This is a genomic window from Streptomyces sp. x-80 (genome assembly GCF_046549095.1).
GTDB lineage: Bacteria > Actinomycetota > Actinomycetes > Streptomycetales > Streptomycetaceae > Streptomyces > Streptomyces celluloflavus.
This window is the reverse complement of the sequence record NZ_JAJPWM010000014.1, coordinates 181,520-197,975: the sequence shown is the minus strand read 5'-3', so window position 1 is coordinate 197,975 and position 16,456 is coordinate 181,520. Positions and strand designations below refer to the sequence as shown.

16 protein-coding genes are annotated in these 16,456 nt (G+C 73.6%); 11 read left to right on the top strand and 5 right to left on the bottom strand.

Annotated features, from left to right (window positions below; all coding sequences use genetic code 11):
* Position 1 precedes the first annotated feature (1 nt).
* From ACLJWH_RS26980 to ACLJWH_RS26970, 3 genes are all read left to right on the top strand, one after another.
* Entirely contained in the window at positions 2 to 1,366 is a 1,365-nt protein-coding gene (locus tag ACLJWH_RS26980) for a cytochrome P450 (RefSeq protein WP_411144347.1), read from the top strand.
* 238 nt (positions 1,367 to 1,604) lie between these two features.
* Positions 1,605 to 2,738 (top strand): cytochrome P450, encoded by a 1,134-nt coding sequence (locus tag ACLJWH_RS26975; RefSeq protein WP_411144346.1) that lies wholly within the window; start codon positions 1,605 to 1,607, stop codon positions 2,736 to 2,738.
* A 7-nt stretch (positions 2,739 to 2,745) separates the two neighbouring features.
* Complete coding sequence (locus ACLJWH_RS26970; RefSeq protein ID WP_411144345.1) at positions 2,746 to 3,522, top strand: enoyl-CoA hydratase/isomerase family protein; 777 nt, start codon at positions 2,746 to 2,748, stop codon at positions 3,520 to 3,522.
* Between the two features lie 27 nt (positions 3,523 to 3,549).
* Here ACLJWH_RS26970 and ACLJWH_RS26965 read toward each other — a convergent pair whose 3' ends face one another.
* A complete protein-coding gene (locus tag ACLJWH_RS26965) occupies positions 3,550 to 4,089 on the bottom strand; it encodes a gamma carbonic anhydrase family protein (protein ID WP_411144344.1) in 540 nt (179 codons plus the stop codon).
* A 157-nt stretch (positions 4,090 to 4,246) separates the two neighbouring features.
* On the opposite strand from ACLJWH_RS26965, the gene ACLJWH_RS26960 reads away from it, so the two are divergent.
* From ACLJWH_RS26960 to ACLJWH_RS26950, 3 genes are all read left to right on the top strand, one after another.
* The gene (locus tag ACLJWH_RS26960; RefSeq protein WP_411144343.1) at positions 4,247 to 5,044 is read left to right on the top strand and encodes an acyltransferase; all 798 of its coding nucleotides are present in this window, start codon (positions 4,247 to 4,249) and stop codon (positions 5,042 to 5,044) included.
* Between the two features lie 138 nt (positions 5,045 to 5,182).
* Positions 5,183 to 5,755 (top strand): helix-turn-helix domain-containing protein, encoded by a 573-nt coding sequence (locus ACLJWH_RS26955; RefSeq protein ID WP_411144342.1) that lies wholly within the window; start codon positions 5,183 to 5,185, stop codon positions 5,753 to 5,755.
* 62 nt (positions 5,756 to 5,817) lie between these two features.
* The gene (locus ACLJWH_RS26950) at positions 5,818 to 6,375 is read left to right on the top strand and encodes a YbaK/EbsC family protein (RefSeq protein ID WP_411144341.1); all 558 of its coding nucleotides are present in this window, start codon (positions 5,818 to 5,820) and stop codon (positions 6,373 to 6,375) included.
* Between the two features lie 18 nt (positions 6,376 to 6,393).
* On the opposite strand, the gene ACLJWH_RS26945 is transcribed toward ACLJWH_RS26950, so the two are convergent.
* The 3 genes from ACLJWH_RS26945 to ACLJWH_RS26935 form a co-directional block, all read right to left on the bottom strand.
* Positions 6,394 to 6,909: a GNAT family N-acetyltransferase gene (locus ACLJWH_RS26945; RefSeq protein ID WP_411144340.1), complete on the bottom strand. Its 516-nt coding sequence runs from the start codon at positions 6,907 to 6,909 to the stop codon at positions 6,394 to 6,396.
* A complete protein-coding gene (locus tag ACLJWH_RS26940) occupies positions 6,906 to 7,343 on the bottom strand; it encodes a CoA-binding protein (RefSeq protein WP_411144339.1) in 438 nt (145 codons plus the stop codon). Before ACLJWH_RS26940 ends, ACLJWH_RS26945 begins: the two co-directional genes overlap by 4 nt.
* 193 nt (positions 7,344 to 7,536) lie before the next feature.
* Positions 7,537 to 8,337 (bottom strand): type VII secretion system-associated protein, encoded by an 801-nt coding sequence (locus ACLJWH_RS26935; protein ID WP_411144338.1) that lies wholly within the window; start codon positions 8,335 to 8,337, stop codon positions 7,537 to 7,539.
* A gap of 241 nt (positions 8,338 to 8,578) precedes the next feature.
* Here ACLJWH_RS26935 and ACLJWH_RS26930 point away from each other — a divergent pair, with 241 nt between their 5' ends.
* From ACLJWH_RS26930 to ACLJWH_RS26915, 4 genes are all read left to right on the top strand, one after another.
* Positions 8,579 to 9,205, top strand: a complete 627-nt coding sequence (locus ACLJWH_RS26930) for a YigZ family protein (protein WP_411144337.1) — start codon at positions 8,579 to 8,581, stop codon at positions 9,203 to 9,205.
* A 145-nt stretch (positions 9,206 to 9,350) separates the two neighbouring features.
* Complete coding sequence (locus ACLJWH_RS26925; protein WP_411144336.1) at positions 9,351 to 10,823, top strand: APC family permease; 1,473 nt, start codon at positions 9,351 to 9,353, stop codon at positions 10,821 to 10,823.
* Positions 10,824 to 10,929: 106 nt separating this feature from the next.
* Positions 10,930 to 12,096, top strand: coding sequence for an exonuclease SbcCD subunit D (locus ACLJWH_RS26920; RefSeq protein WP_411144335.1), 1,167 nt, complete (start codon positions 10,930 to 10,932; stop codon positions 12,094 to 12,096).
* A complete protein-coding gene (locus tag ACLJWH_RS26915) occupies positions 12,093 to 15,281 on the top strand; it encodes an AAA family ATPase (RefSeq protein WP_411144334.1) in 3,189 nt (1,062 codons plus the stop codon). Before ACLJWH_RS26920 ends, ACLJWH_RS26915 begins: the two co-directional genes overlap by 4 nt.
* A 26-nt stretch (positions 15,282 to 15,307) precedes the next feature.
* Here ACLJWH_RS26915 and ACLJWH_RS26910 read toward each other — a convergent pair whose 3' ends face one another.
* Positions 15,308 to 15,754 carry an Lrp/AsnC family transcriptional regulator gene (locus tag ACLJWH_RS26910; protein ID WP_411144333.1) on the bottom strand — a complete coding sequence of 149 codons (447 nt, stop codon included), beginning with the start codon at positions 15,752 to 15,754 and terminating at the stop codon, positions 15,308 to 15,310.
* A 94-nt stretch (positions 15,755 to 15,848) separates the two neighbouring features.
* Here ACLJWH_RS26910 and ACLJWH_RS26905 point away from each other — a divergent pair, with 94 nt between their 5' ends.
* Complete coding sequence (locus ACLJWH_RS26905) at positions 15,849 to 16,355, top strand: rhodanese-like domain-containing protein (RefSeq protein ID WP_411144332.1); 507 nt, start codon at positions 15,849 to 15,851, stop codon at positions 16,353 to 16,355.
* Positions 16,356 to 16,456: the final 101 nt, after the last annotated feature.

Sequence of the window (16,456 nt, the reverse complement as noted above, 5' to 3'; positions counted from 1 at the left end):
CATGCAATCTCACTCGGAATACCAGGCGCCGCCCGGCTGCCCCGCGCACACCGGTGGCGGGCGCTTGCCCCTGCACGGGTCCGAATTCGCCGCCGCTCCCGAGGCTTTCTACGAGAACATGCGGCAGTACGGTGCCGGCGCACCGGTCGAGCTGGCCCCCGGAGTGGAGGCCACCCTCGTCACGGATTACGCCGCGGCGCTGCATGTCTTGCAGAACCCGGACGCCTTCGCACGGGATTCGCGCCGCTGGCGCGCCTGGAACGAGGGGCGCATTCCGGTGGACAGCCCAGTGCTGCCCATGATGGCGTACCGGCCCAACTGCCTTTTCTCCGACGGCGCGGAACACATGAGGCTGCGGCAGGCGGTGACGGACAGTCTGGCCCGGGTGGACACCCACCGGCTGAGCCGGCACGTCGACCGCGTCGCCACGTATCTCATCAGCCAGTTCAGCGGCCGGGGCCGGGCCGATCTGGTGGCCGACTACGCGCAGTTGCTGCCGCTTCTGGTCTTCAACGATCTGTTCGGCTGCCCCGCCGAGATCGGTGACCGACTGGTCTTCGGTATCTCCGGGATTTTCGACGGAATCGACGCGGAAAAGGCGAACGAGGTCCTCACCGAAGCCCTGCTCGAACTCGTCGCGCTCAAGCGGGCGACGCCGGGCGAGGACATCACGTCCTGGCTGATGCAGCATCAGTCCCGGCTTACCGACGAGGAAATGATTCATCAGCTCGTCACGCTCATCGCGGCGGGCACGGAACCCACCCAGCACATCATCACCAGCGCGCTCCGGCTGCTGCTGATTGACGAGAAGTACGCGGGCGGTCCGCATTCGGCGGGTCTGCTGGTGGACGATGCCATCAACGACGTGCTGTGGAACAGCCCGCCGATCGCGAACTACGCCGTGCATTACCCCGTGCAGGATGTGGACCTCTTCGGCAGCGGGCTGCGGGCCGGCGATCCGGTACTCGTCAGTTTCGCGGCGGCGAACACCGACCCGAACCTTTCGGTGGGCCGGCAGACGCTCAGCAAGCGGGCCCATCTCGCCTGGGGCGCGGGCGCGCACGCCTGCCCGGCCAAGGATCCCGCGCTGCTGATTTCCGTGCTGGCGATCGAGAAACTCCTCAACAGCCTGCCGGATATCGACCTGGCCACGCCCGCGGAAAACCTGACCTGGCGGCCGGGACCTTTCCACCGGGCACTCGACGCACTGCCCGCCCGCTTCACCCCGGTACGGTCCGACAAACGGGCAGGCGGAGCGTACCCGGCGTTCGGGAACGCCGCCGGAAATGCCCCGTCCCAGCAACAGCAGAAAGCGCCGCAGAAGGGTAGCTGGTGGAGTTCGTTCCTGACCTGGTGGAAGGTGTGACATTCACAACAGGGTGAAGTGACGTCCCGTCACATAAACGTTCAACCTCACGGGTAGTCAGATCAGGCCAATCTGCCCGGATGTATTGAACGAAGGAGTCGCCGCCGTGGAAGCCGCAGTGGTTGCCCCACCCGTGGTCCCGACCGTCGACCGCCGTTCCGTGGTAAGGCTCTTTTCGCGCCTGCGTACACCGGACGGGCAAGCTGACACCTCGCCCTACTACGCGGAACTCCGGTCGATGGGGGAGTTCGTTCCGGCTCCCTGGGGCGGACATCTGGTGACCTCCTACGGCCTGTGCGACGAGATAGTGCGCGACAGAAATTGGCTGGTACCCGACGGCGATTGGCGGGCCCGGCAAGGTGATGCGACGCGGTGGAGTGCGGCCTCGTCGCGTGAAATGAGCAAAACACTGCCCGGACTCAACCCGCCGCACCACACGCGGGTCCGGCGTTCAGTGGGCAACATGTTCGATCGGAAAACCCTGGACATCCTCAAGAATTCCGTCGAGAGGACAACGGAAGACCTCCTGGACAAGCTCGCGGAACAACTGCGGGACGGCGAAGCGGATTTCGGTGCCGTGGTCAGTGATGAACTGCCGGTGGCGACGATCGGCCAATGGCTGGGACTGCCGCCCGCCGACTATCCGCTGCTGCGGTCGCTCACCCACGACCAGGTGTTCGCACAGGAATTGCTGCCCTCCGCGAGCCAGCTCGCGCGGTCCGACGCCGCGACCCGGCGACTGCGCGAGTACTTCACCGCACTGGTCCAGGAACGGCGCCGGGCGCCCGGTGACGATCCGGTCTCGGTGTGGATACGCACCTGGGACGGCCTCGAACCGGACCGGGACGCCGCCGACGAGGCCGTCTACCGCCTCGCGCTCTTCGTCGTCCTGGCCGCGCTGGAGACCACGTCGACCCTGCTGTCCACCACGGTGCGGCTGATCGCCGAACACCCGCGGCAGCAGGCGTGGCTGCGCGCCCATCCGCAGGACATTCCCGGTGCGGTCGAGGAGGTGCTGCGCCACGACGCCCCCACGCATGTGGTGAGCCGGGTCGCGGGCGAGGACATCACCGTCGCCGGGGTACGCGTCCCCAAGGACCAGATGGTGCACCTCATGGTCGGCGCCGCCAACCACGATCCGGCGCAGCACACCGACCCCGATGTCTTCGACGTACGCCGCAAGGCCACCCATCTGAGCTTCAGCGGCGGTATCCACTACTGCCTCGGTGCGGCGCTGGCCCGTCTCGAAGCGACCACGCTGCTGACCGCGGTGCTCGGGCGGTTCCCCGGGCTGCGCCTCGGCCGTGCGCCCGAATGGGCGCCGCGCGTCGCCTTCCGGCGCCTGGTGACGCTGCCCGTAATCAACCCCTGAGGTACCGATGACGAACACCGTGCGCGAGAGCTTCAAGACCCTTGAGGTCGCCCACGAGGGGCCCGTGCTCACGGTCCGGCTGAACAGCCCGGAATCCGGCAACGCACTCTCCGTGCCGATGCTCGACGACCTCCTCACCGTGCTCGGCGCCGCACAGGACGCGCCCGAGATCCGGGTGCTGATCCTCTCCGGTGCGGGGGCGGATTTCTGCCTGGGCGGCGACCGCGGGGAGTTCGCCCGGTTCCTCGCCGCCGACGGCACCGGGGCGGGGCTGCGCAGCATGGGCGACAAGGCACGGCGGGTGTGCGATGCGCTCGCGACCGCGAACGCCGTCACCATCGCCCGGCTGCACGGCCGGGTGGACGGCGCGGGGATCGCGCTGGCGGTCTTCTGCGATCTGCGGGCCGGTGCGGACACCTGCCGTTTCCGGCTGCCGGAACTCGCGCTCGGGCTGCCGCCCGCCTGGGGAGGCGTCCTGCCACGGCTGCTGAACGAGTCGGGCGCCGCCCGGATCCGGGAGCTGATCCTGACCGGCGAGCGCTTCGACGCGGCGAAGGCGGCGGAGCTGTCCCTCCTGCACAAGGCCGTCCCGGAAGAGGAACTGGACGACGTCATAGCGAAGTGGACCGGGCCGCTGGTCCGCAGGTCCCCCGCGGCCCTGCGGAGCGCCAAGATGATGCTGAACGCGTACGCGGGCGCCAACCGCCTCGCGGACGCCACCCTCTTCGACGCCGAACTGCTGACGTCCGTGCTGGCGGCCGCCGAGTCCGCGCGGCGCCCCTGACGCGGACCGGCGACGGGCCGGTACGGATCAGCCCCCGGTGCCGGCCGCCGCCGCCCGATGCCGCCGGACCAGCTCCAGGTACATCGCGGCGTTCAGCTCGATGCTCGCGCGCTCCTCCTCGGTCAGCTCCCGTTTGACCTTCGCCGGCACCCCGGCGACCAGCGAACCGGGCGGTACCCGCATGCCCTGCGGGACCAGCGCCTGCGCGGCGACCAGTGAGCCGGCGCCGATGTGCGCACCGTTCAGTACGGTTGCGCCCATGCCGACCAGGACGTCGTCCTCGACGGTGCAGCCGTGCAGGACCGCGTTGTGCCCGACGGAGACGCGCGCGCCGACGGTCACCGGGAAGCCGGGATCCACATGCACCGTGCAGTTGTCCTGAATGTTGCTGTCGGCGCCGAGCACGATCGGGCCGCAGTCGGCGCGCAGCACCGCGTGGTACCAGACACTGGCGCCCGCGGCCAGGGTGACCTCGCCGAGCACCACGGACGTGGGTGCGGTGAACGCCTCCGGATCGACCACCGGCTCCTTGCCGCCCACCGCTGAGATCAATGCCTGCCCCGACATTCCGCTCTCCCCTCGCCGTCGCCGCCCGGTACGCCGCGTCAACAGCACCGTAGACGACGGGCACCGGGGCGGCCGGGCGACCGGGGAAGGCGGTGGTGGGGCGAAGATCACAGCGGATCGCGCGGACGGCGCGCGGTGCGCTGAGTACGGTGTGCGGGTGCCGACGAACCAGAACGTGTTCTCATCCGTCGCGGCCTGGCGGCGCCGGGCCGTGTCGCGCGCCGTGCACCGCGGCGCGCGCTGGGTGCGGCAGGCGGCGGCGGTCACGGCCGAGCGGCCGGGACCGTACCGCTTCCGCCGGATCGGCCCCGGCGCCCGGCTCGCCTACCCCCAGGGCACCGTCTTCGGCGACCCCTGGATCGAGATCGGCGACCACTGCATCATCGCCCAGGACGTGACCCTGACGGCGGGCATGATGCCGGACCTCGACCTGGGGCCCGCCCCGATCCTGACGCTGGGCAACGGCGTCGTGCTGGGCCGCGGCAGCCATGTGATCGCCGATGTCCGGCTGACGATCGGCGACGACTGCTTCTTCGGCCCCGGCGTCTACGTCACCACCACCAACCACAGCTACGACGACCCCGATGTGCCGGTCGGGAAGCAATGGCCGCGCACCGACCCGGTCAGCATCGGCCCCGGCAGCTGGATCGGTACGGGGGCGGTCATCCTGCCCGGCGCCCGGCTGGGCCGGAACGTGGTCGTCGCGGCCGGCGCCGTCGTCCGCGGTCCGGTCCCCGACCACGCGGTGGTGGCCGGCGCACCCGCCAGGATCGTCCGCACCTGGGACCGGGAGACGGGCTGGCAGCCGCCGCTGCGTACGCCGCCCCCGGTGCCGGTGCCCGAGGGCGTCACCCCCGAGCAGCTGCTGGCGCTCGCCGAGCACGCGGCGGCCGGGGAGACGGACCGGGCGCTCCCGGACGGCTCGGCGGCGGACGCGGCGCCGGGCGGTTCCTGAGCGGCCGTCAGCCGTGCGGCGCCACCGGCGGTCACGGTGCCCCCACGCAGTACAGTGAGCTGCACGCGGAAGTGCACCACACCGTAGTGCGGCGACGCGCTCCGCTACGGCATTCGACACAGTGAACCGGGACGGACCGTGACCGACCTCGAACAGCTCACCCGGTCGCTCGGCCGCAACCTCAAGCGCTGGCGCACCGAACGCGGTTACACCCTCGACGCGCTGGCCGCGCGGGCCGGCGTCAGCCGCGGCATGATCATCCAGATCGAGCAGGCCCGTACGAACCCGAGCGTGGGGACCACCGTCAAGATCGCCGACGCGCTCGGCGTCAGCATCACCACGCTCCTGGACTACGAACAGGGGCCGCAGGTGCGGATGGTGGCGCCGGGCGAGGCCGTGCGGATGTGGTCCACCGACGCGGGCAGCCACACCACCCTCCTCGTCGGGGCCGAGGCACCCGGGCCCTTCGAACTGTGGGACTGGCGCCTGATGCCCGGCGACGAGAGCGTGTCCGATCCGCATCCGCCCGGCAGTGTCGAGCTGATCCATGTCCGCGCCGGCACGCTGACGCTCATCGTGGACGGCGCGCCGTACACGGTTCCCGCGGGCACCTCGGCGACCTTCGAGGCCAAGGTCGCGCACGGCTACCGCAACGACGCCGCGGAGCCCGTCGAGATGACCATGTCCGTGATCATTCCGCCCGCCCGCTGACCAGGTCCGTGCTGCCGGGACCGCCCGCCGCACCGCTCGGGGTACCTGTTAGCTTGACGCGCATGCCCGTGCCCATGGATGCCTTCGACGACGTCCGGCCCGCCGCCGCGTGCCTGGATCTGCTGACCGAGCCCGTTGCCGCCGCGATCCGCGGCTGGCGCGGATCCGTACCGGTGGAGGAGATCCGCTACGTCGACACCGATCCCGCGATCGCCGACACCGACGCCCTCGTCGAGCACCACGGGCGCTGGCTGCTGGAACAGTCGGCGAACTGCGTGGTGGTCGCGGGCAAGCGCGGCGGCGAGGTGAGCCTGGCCGCCTGCGTGGTCCTCTCGCACACCCGCGTCGACGTCAACGGGGTGGTCCGCCGCCAACTGGGCGCCCGCAAGGCGTCGTTCGCGCCGATGGACACCGCGGTCGGCGACAGCGGCATGGAGTACGGCGGCATCACCCCGATCGGCCTGCCCGCCGGCTGGCCGCTGCTGGTGGACGCCGCCGTCGCCGACGCCCCGTACGTACTGATCGGCAGCGGCGGCCGCCGCGGCAAGCTCATCGTGCCGGGCAAGGCGCTCGCCGAACTGCCCGGCGTCACCGTGCTGACGGGGCTGGGCGTCGCCTGACGCCACCGCCGGGACCGGTCAGGGAGCCGGGGCGGCCGGGGGCTCCGGCCGCGCGCGGGTCCGCAGGTCCAGCGACAGGGCCGTGGAGTGCTCGGTGAAGCCCAGGCTCCGGTAGAGCGGCTCGGCGTCGTCGGTGGCGTGCAGATCGACACGGGTGACGCCACGCTCGCCGAACCAGGCCAGCAGGGCCTCGGTCGTGGTGCGCGCGAGGCCGCGGCCGCGGTAGCGGGGGTCCGTGCAGACGTTGAAGACGAAGGCGAAGCGGCCGGTGGGGTGGCCGGGGGCCGGCAGCCGTTCCTCGATCCGCCCGACCGCGCACGCCGCCAGATGCGGGGCGATGCCGGCCGCGTCACCGTCCATCACGAACGCGCCGAGCACCGGATCCGGACCGGTCAGCTGCCGACGCGCCATCTCCTCGGCGTCCCGCTCCCAGCCGCCGGGTTCGTCCCGGCAGGTCATGGCGGAGAACATCAGGCGGCGCAGCCGGACGAGCTCGGCGGCGTCCTCGGGGCGGGCGGCACGCGGAGCGCTCATGACCGGGCGCCGACGCACTCGGGGCGGAACCCCGAGCGGGGTATCTCGATGGCCGGACAGCGGTCCATCACCATGTCGAGACCGGCCCCGCGCACCCGGTCCCACGCCGCTTCGTCGACCACCCCGAGCTGGAACCACACGGCCTTCGCGCCGATCGCCACGGCTTCGTCGGCGACGGCGCCCGCCAGCGCGCTGTTGACGAACACATCGACCACATCGACCGGGAACGGGATGTCGGCGAGCGTGGCGTACCCCCGCTCGCCGTGGACCGTCTCGGCCTTGGGGTGCACCGGCACGATCCGCTTGCCGTGGCGCTGCAACAGCTCCGCCACGCCGTACGCCGCCCGCCGTTCGTTGCCGGACAGGCCGACCACGGCCCAGGTCTCGCCGGACTCGGTGAGAATCCTGCGGATCGTGCGGGGGTCGCCGTACACGTGCTGCCTCCTGCGGAGGGGATGGGTCCTGTGCCGATCAACGGACAAGACCGTCCGGAGATTCCCGCGCCGACCGGGGAGGGCCCGGCGGCGGGGGAGCCGCCGGGCCCCGGGCGCGGCCGGACCCCGCCCCCGGACACGCAGACGCCCCGCCCGAAGGGGAAGACGGGCGGGACGAGTCCTGCGCGGCGGGTCAGCCCTGGCCGCCCACCATCCCGCTGCCCGCCATACCCGCCCCCACGACGGTGGCTCCGGCCGCGGCGCGGGCCGGTTTGCCGATCGCCATCCCGCTGCCGACCGGCTCGGCCCCGGCCGCCGCCGTCCCCGGGCGCAGCGTCCCCGGGGCGGCCGGTTCCGCCGCCTCGCCCGCCTGCCCCGCGGGCCCGGTGCCGACGGCCGCCAGCGCGGCGCGCAGCTGCTCGGTCTCCACCAGCATGCTCACCGGGCCGGTCGGGTTGAGGTAGAGGGCATGGCCCGGCGGCAGATGGTCGACGAGTTCGGCCACCGGCCGCCGGTCGTACAGCAGACGTCCCACGGACTCCAGATAGACCGCGGACGTGTAGACGGGCACCACCGGCGTGCCCTCGGGGGAGGCCGCGGTCAGCGGTGTCCCGGTCGCGCTGACCAGGACGGAGACCTCCGCGCGCGCCAACGCCGCCGGAACGTCCTGCGCCGGGCCGTAGCCGGTGGCGGCCAACTGGACCGCGCTGTCGACCGCGTCGGCCGGATCAGGCCAGTCCAGCATCTGCGGGGAGGGCCGGTACTCCGGATTGTCCTGCCACTCCTCGATCTCACCGGTCGGCCCCGACCGCCACTGCCCGATCAGCGCCCAGTGCGGCGGCGGTCCCTCGCCGGACCAGGTGAGATCCACCATGGCCAGCCAGTGATCGGGTGCCTGCCGGGCCGCCTCGACGACCTCCGGCGGCGGTTCGGGCATCGCGCTGCCCGTCACGGGAACGCCCGCCGCCGTCTCCGACTGTGTGTCCTTGTCCATGAAGCCCTCCGCCAGACCGCCGTTCCGTTCCTGCGTACGTGAGCGGGGCCGGATGCCGAGGCCCTCGCCCGGGGCTCACAGTGCCCACGAGCGGCACGGACGTCGTCCCGACGCACCGAGCGGACCGCGCGGGTACGCCGCCTGGCCGCGCGGACTGCGCCCGTACGGCGGACACCGCAGCGCGGCGCGGCGGCGGGGCGGCCGGTGTCCACCCGTTCCGGGGGCCGCATAGGCTGGTGCGATGCCGGACCAGTACCGGACCCTCGCGCGCGCGGGTGTCCACGAGACCGAGATCAACAAGTCCCGCTTCATCTGCGCGCTCGCGCCCGTCGCGACCGAGACCGAGGCCCAGGACTTCATCGCGTGCGTCCGCAAGGAGCACCCCGGCGCCCGCCACCACTGCTTCGCCTACGTCATCGGCGCCGAGGGCGGGATCCAGAAGGCGAGCGATGACGGCGAACCGGGCGGTACCGCGGGCGTCCCGATGCTCCAGATGCTGGTGCGCCGCGAGGTGCGCTATGTCGTGGCCGTCGTCACCCGGTACTTCGGCGGTATCAAGCTCGGGGCCGGCGGCCTCATCCGCGCGTACGGAGGCGTCGTCGGCGAGGCGCTGGACGCGCTCGGCACGGTCACCCGGCAGCGCTTCCGGCTGGTGACCGTCACCGTCGACCACCAGCGGGCGGGGCGGGTGGAGAACGACCTGCGGACGACGGGCCGCGCGGTGCGCGAGGTGACGTACGGAGCCGAGGTACGCATCGAGGTCGGGCTGCCGGAGGCCGAGCTGGACGCCTTCCGCGGCTGGCTGGCCGATGCGACGGCCGGGACGGCGCTCCTGGAAGTCGGCGGCGAGGCGTACGGGGACCTGTGACGGCCCTGCCGTACCGCGCCCGGTAGCGGCCGTCGCGGAAAGTCCGGTCACGACCGGTGCGCGGTGACGCCGGGCGTGTCAGCCTGTCCCGGCACACAACCGGCCGCGCACCGGCGCGAGGGCCGGCCTGGGAAAGGGCTGACGCATGTCCGACCGGCTCGACACGCGCGCGGGATTCGTCCGCCGCATCGGCCTCTTCCAGGCCACCGCCATCAACATGAGCCAGATGTGCGGCATCGGGCCGTTCGTGACGATCCCGCTGATGGTCGCCGCGTTCGGCGGGCCGCAGGCCGTCATCGGGTTCGCCGCGGGCGCGGTCCTGGCGCTGGCCGACGGGCTGATCTGGGCCGAGCTGGGCGCCTCCTTACCGGGCGCCGGCGGCAGTTACGTCTATCTGCGGCAGGCGTTCCAGTACCGCACCGGCAAACTGATGCCGTTCCTGTTCGTCTGGACGGCCATGCTGTTCATCCCGCTCGGGATGTCCACGGGCGTCATCGGATTCGTGCAGTACCTCGGCTATCTGTGGCCGGAGATGAGCCAGGGACAGGGCGATGCCGTCGGGCTCGTCGTCACCGCCGCCATCATCGCGCTGCTGTGGCGGCGGGTGGAGAACATCGCCCGGCTGACGGTCGTCCTGTGGACGGTGATGATCGCCGCCGTCGTCCTCGTCATCACCGCCGCGTTCACCCACTTCAGCCCGGAGCGCGCCTTCACCTACCCCGCGCACGCCCTGGAGCTGACCTCGCATCAGTTCTGGCTGGGCTTCGCGGCGGGACTGACCATAGGCGTCTACGACTACCTCGGCTACAACACCACCGCCTACATGGGCGCCGAGATCAGACAGCCCGGCCGCACCCTCCCGCGCGCCATCATCTACTCGATCCTCGGCATCATGACGATCTACCTGCTGCTCCAGATCGGCACCCTCGGGGTCGTCGACTGGCGGGACATGCTCGATCCGGGCAACGTGGCGTCCACCTCCGTCGCCTCCGCAGTGCTGGAGAAGACTTGGGGCAGGGGCGCCGCCGCCACCGTCACGGTGCTCATCCTCGTCACGGCCGTCGCCTCCGTCTTCACCGGACTGCTGGGCGGCTCACGGGTGCCCTACGACGCCGCCCGGGAAGGCGTCTTCTTCCGCGCGTACGGCACCCTGCACCCGCGCCACCGCTTCCCCGTCCTGGGGCTGCTGACCATGGGCGTCGTCATGGCCGTCGGCTTCCTCATCGGCCGGCACACGGACCTGGCCACCATCATCCAGCTGCTGACCACCGTCATGGTGATCGTGCAGGCACTGGCCCAGGTCGCGGCGGTGACCGTGCTGCGCCGCCGGCAGCCCGGACTGCGCCGCCCCTACCGGATGTGGTGCTACCCGCTGCCGAGCCTCGTCGCGCTCGTCGGCTGGCTGGTGATCTACGGCTACGCGGACGAGAGCTCGCCGGGCCGGCACCCCATCGAATGGTCACTGGTGTGGGCCGCGGCGGGCGCCGTGGCCTTCCTGCTGTGGGCCCGCCACGAGAAGGAGTGGCCGTTCGGGCCGAAGCGGATCAGCGAGGAGTATCTGCACGGGGCCGATCCGGACGCCGAGGGCGCCGGGGGCGGGGTCCCCGGCCGCGGCTAGAGTGTCCGGAGCTGAGGAACGACCCGCGCCGGGTGCGCGGGCCGGAAGCTGATCCTTGCGAAGCACGAGAAGGCGGAGGCGTGGCGGTGCGGGTGGGAGCTCTGCGGTGAGGATCCTGCACACCTCGGACTGGCACCTGGGCCGGTCCTTCCACCGCGTGAGCCTGCTCACCGCCCAGCGCGCGTTCCTCGACCACCTCGTCGAGACGGTCCGCACCCGGGAGATCGACGCGGTGCTCGTCTCGGGCGATGTCTACGACCGTGCCGTCCCCCCGCTCGCCGCCGTCGAACTCTTCGACGACGCCCTGCACCGCCTCGCCGGCCTCGGCGTCCCCACCGTCATGATCTCCGGCAACCACGACTCCGCCCGCCGGCTCGGCGTCGGCTCCGGCCTGATGCGCCGGGCCGGGATCCACCTGCGCACCGACCCGGCGGCCTGCGGCACCCCGGTGCTGCTCGCCGACGGCCACGGCCCGGTCGCGCTCTACGGCCTGCCGTACCTCGAACCGGCCATGGTGCGCGACGAGCTCGGCGCCGGACGGGCCACGCACGCCGAGGTGCTCGGCGCGGCGATGGACCGGGTCCGCGCCGACCTCGCCGGCCGGCCCGCGGGCACGCGCTCCGTGGTGCTCGCGCACGCCTTCGTCACCGGAGGCACCGTCAGCGACAGCGAGCGCGACATCAGCGTCGGCGGGGTCGCCGCCGTCCCCGCGGCCGTCTTCGACGGCGTCGACTACGCCGCCCTCGGGCATCTGCACGGCTGCCAGACGCTCACCGACCGGGTCCGCTACTCCGGATCGCCGCTCGCCTACTCCTTCTCCGAGGCCGGGCACCGCAAATCGTCGTGGCTGATCGACCTGGACGCGGCGGGCGCGGTGCACGCGGAACGGATCGACTGCCCGGTACCGCGTCCGCTGGCCCGGATCCGCGGCCCGCTGGCAGAACTGCTGGCCGACTCGGCGCTCGGCGCGCACGAAGAGGCGTGGGTCGAGGCGACGCTCACCGACACCGCCCGCCCGCACGAGCCGATGGCCCGGCTCGGCAAACGCTTCCCGCACCTGGTCAGCCTCGTCTTCGACCCGGACGAGGCACCGGCCCGCTCGCTCGCCTCGTACGCCCAGCGGCTGCGCGGCCGCGGCGACCAGGAGATCGCCGAGGACTTCGTGGCACATGTGCGCTCCGGCCGCGCGGCCGACGAGGCGGAACGGGCCGAGCTGCGCTCGGCGATCGACGAGGTACGCCTCGACGACGCCGTGCACGAGGTGGCGCGATGAGGCTGCACCGGCTGTCCGTCACGGCCTTCGGACCGTTCGGCCGCACCCAGACCGTCGACTTCGACCAGCTCTCCCGGGAGGGGCTCTTCCTCCTGCACGGGCCGACGGGCGCGGGCAAGACCTCGGTACTGGACGCCGTCTGCTTCGCGCTGTACGGGTCGGTGCCCGGGGCCCGGCAGAGCGGCCAGGCGCTGCGCAGCGATCTGGCGGACCCGCTGACGCTCACCGAGGTCGTCCTCGAACTGACCGTGGCCGGACGGCGGCTGGAGCTCACCCGGCTGCCCGAGCAGCTGCGCCCCAAGAAGCGGGGCAGCGGCACGACCCGGGAGAAGGCGCAGAGCCGGCTGCGGGAGTACGTCCCGGCCGGGACCGGCGCCGCCGACGGGGCGGCTGGCGACGGGTCCGGCGGGCACTGGAAGGCGCTGAGCCGCTCCCACCAGGAGATCGGCGAGGAGATCGGCCAGCTGCTGGGCATGAGCAAGGAACAGTTCTGCCAGGTGGTGCTCCTGCCGCAGGGCGACTTCGCCCGGTTCCTGCGCGCCGACGCCGAGGCCCGCGGCCGGCTGCTCGGCCGGCTCTTCGACACCCGCCGGTTCGCCGCCCTCGAAGAGCGGCTCGCCGCGCGCCGCAAGGCCGCCGCGGACCGGGTCGCCGCGGGCGACGAACGGCTGCTGGCGCTGGCGCACCGGATGGCGCAGGCAGCCGGCGAGCACCCCGATCTCGCCGACCCCGCGGTCCCGGCGCCGGAACGGACCGCGCGGCCGTCCCCGTCCGGCAGCGGCCGGGGCGGCGCGGCGACCGCGGCCGTACCGCGGCAGGCCGGGCCCGCGGCGCACACCGGACGGCGGGGCGCCGACGGCCCCGCGGACGCCCCCGGCACGCCCGCGCCCGGCCCCGGCGAGCCGGGATTCGCCGAGGCCGTACTGGTCCGGGCCGCGGTGGCCCGGGTCGGCGCCCGGGAGCGGCTGGAGATCGCGCGGGCCGCGGTGCGGGCCGCCGAGGCCGCGGCGCGGTCGGCGGAGCGGTGGCTGGAGGAGGCCCGCGAACGGGACCGGCTGCAACAGCGCCACGCGGACGCCCGCCGGCGCGCCGCACAGCTCGACGCCCACACCGCGGAGCGGGAGCGGACCCGCGACCGGCTGGCGCGGGCCCGCGCCGCCGCGGACGTCGCCCCCGCGCTCGCGCTCGACGACGCCGCCCGCCGCGAACTGGCCGCCGCGCGCCAGGCCGAACGCCGGCACCGGAGCGCGCTGCCGCCCGGCCTCGCCGACGCCGAAGGACACCGGCTCGCCGCGCTGGAACGGCGGTCGCGGGAAGATCTGGGGTCGCTCGCGGCGGCCCGGCGCGCCGAACGGCGGGCCGCCGACCTCGGCCTGGAGCGTGCCGGACTCGACCGTGAGGCGCGCGCCGACGAGCAGACCCTGCTGGACGCCGCCGCCTGGCTCGCGGACTGGGACGCCACCCGGCAGGCCCTCCAGCGGCGCATCGAGACGGCCCAGGAGGCCGCGACCCGGACCGAACAGCTGGGCACCCTGCTGGAGGCGGCCGTCGCCCGCCTGGCGGCGGCCCGCAGGCGCGACGTCCTCACCGGCGAAGTCCGTTCGGCCGAAGGGGAGTTGCTCGCCGCCCGGGAGCGGACCGCGGCCGCCCGCGAGCACTGGCTCGACCTCAAGGACCGGCGGCTGCGCGGGATCGCCGCCGAGCTCGCGGACGGCCTCCAGGACGGGCGGCCGTGCGCCGTGTGCGGCGCGCGAGAACACCCCGACCCGGCCCGCGCGGGCGCCGGGCACATCGACCGCGCGACCGAGGAAGCCGCCCTGGCCGCCCACCGCGGGGCCGAGGACGCCCGCCAGGACGCGGCGGCGCGGTGCCAGTCCGCCAAGGAGGCGCTGGCCGCCGCGGCCGCCACCGCGGGAGACACGCCGACGCACGAACTGGCCGCCCACGTGGACGAGTTGCGGGAGTCCTTCGCCCGCGACCGGGCGGCCGGCGCGGAGCTGCACACCGCGCGCGAAGCCCTCGGCCGGGCCGAGGGCGAGTACGAACGGCGCCGCACCGAACAGCAGCGCGCCGAGCGCCGGGCCGCCGCCCGCACCTCCCACCGCGAGGCGCTGGAGCGCGAACGGACCGCGCTGGAAACGGAGTTGGCCCAGGCGCGGGGCGACTGCGCGAGCGTGGCCGAGCGGGCCGGACGGCTGGAGCGGGAGATGGCCCTGCTCACCGCCGCCGCCGAGGCGTCCCGTACCGCCGACGCCTGCGCCCAGCGGTTCGCGGAAGCCGGCGCCGGTCTGTCGGAAGCCGCCCGGCGCGCCGGATTCGACACTCCCGAGGCCGCCGCGGCGGCGCTGCTGCACGACGGTGAATGGCGGGCGCTACAGGAGCGCCTCGACGCCTGGCAGGCCGAATCGGCCGCGGTGGCGGCGGAGCTGGCGGACCCGGCCGCGGTCGCCGCGGCGGCCCTGCCACCTGTGGACCCCGACGCGGCGCGCACCGCGCTGGAGGCCGCCGGGTCGCGGCTGCGTACCGCCTCCGCGACCCACGCCGCGGCCCGCGAACGCTGCGCCGACCTCGACCGGCTCTCGGCCCGCGCACAGGCCGACGCCCGTGCACTGGCCCCGCTGCGCGCCGCGTACGACCGCATCGCGCGGCTGGCGTCGCTCACCTCCGGCACCTCCGCCGAGAACGAGCGGCGGATGCGTCTGGAGTCCTACGTACTCGCCGCCCGGCTCGAACAGGTCGCGGCCGCCGCCAGTGCGCGGCTGCACCGGATGTCCGCCGGCCGCTACACCCTCGTCCACTCCGACGAACGGGCCGGCAGCGCCCGGCGCTCCGGCCTCGGCCTGCACGTCATCGACGCCTGGACCGGTCACGAGCGGGACACCGCCAGCCTCTCCGGCGGCGAGACGTTCTTCGCCTCGCTCGCGCTGGCGCTCGGGCTCGCCGATGTCGTCACCGACGAGGCCGGCGGCACCCGGCTGGACACTCTCTTCATCGACGAGGGGTTCGGCAGCCTCGACGAGCAGACCCTGGACGAGGTGCTGGACGTGCTGGACTCGCTGCGCGAACGGGACCGCAGCGTCGGCATCGTCAGCCATGTCGCCGACCTCCGAGCGCGCATCCCGGCCCAGCTGGAGGTCGTCAAGGACCGGACGGGCTCCACCGTTCGGCACCGCGTCCGGGCCTGAGCCGCCGGCGCACGGGCGGGGCCCGGTCAGCGGCCGACCGGGCGGCCGGGCAGCGGCGAGGAGTAGACGACGCTGGTCGTCACCGAGCCGAGCGCGCCGATCCGGCCCGACACCTCCTCCAGATGCTTCATCGACCGGGTGGCGACCTTGAGGACGAAACAGTCGTCGCCCGTGACGTGGTGCGCCTCCAGGATCTCCGGCGTCGTCTCCAGCAGATCGTGGAACGGCTTGTAGTGGCCGTTGGGGTAGCGCAGCCGGACGAACGCCAGCACCGGCAGGCCGATCCGCTCGGTGTCGACCACCGCCGCGTAACCCGAGATGATCCCGGCCTCCTCCAGCCGCCGCACCCGCTCGGTCACCGCGCTCGCCGACATGTTCACGGCGCGGGCCAGTTCGGCGTAGCCCGCGCGGCCGTTGCGTTGCAGTACGTCGAGGAGGCGCCAGTCCGTGGCGTCCGGGGAATAGCCGGTCATCCGTGCTTTCTAGCAGTGGAATCACCGGTGGATCAAGGTCTCTGCCGCTGATCGTCCCTTCTCGGGACGGTCGGCCGACCGTAGATTATCGGCCATGATCACTCAGACGCCGCCGCCCGCCACGGCCACCGGCTCCGCCACCGCCCGCCCCGTCCTCGCCGATCCGCCGGCCGCTCCCGCCGACGCCGCCGCCTACTTCGCCGCGCGCCTGGCCCACCACACCGACGTCGCCGATGTGCACCGCGCGCTCGCGGCCGGCGACCCCGGCTTCGTCGTCGTCGACTCCCGCGGCACCGCGGCCTGGGACCAGAGCCATGTCCCCGGCGCCCGCCATCTGCCCACCGCCCGCATACCGCAGGACGCGGCGGCGCTGCTGGACCCGGCGGTCCCGGTCGTCGTGTACTGCTGGGGCCCCGGCTGCGACGGCGCCACCCGCGCCGCGCTCGCGCTGGCCCGGCTCGGCTACCGGGTCAAGGAGATGCTCGGCGGCATCGAGTACTGGATCCGGGAGGGCTACGAGGTGACGACCCGGCAGGGCCCGCGGCAACTCCCCGCCGACCCGCTGACGGCGCCCGTCGACGGCGGGGAGTGCGGCTGCTGAGCCACTGCCCGGGGTCCCGCGGAGCCACGCGACCCGGTACGCGCGGGGGACGTTCGGCCGCTGCCGCGGCGGCCGGTCACCGCACGAGGGGGGACCGGCCG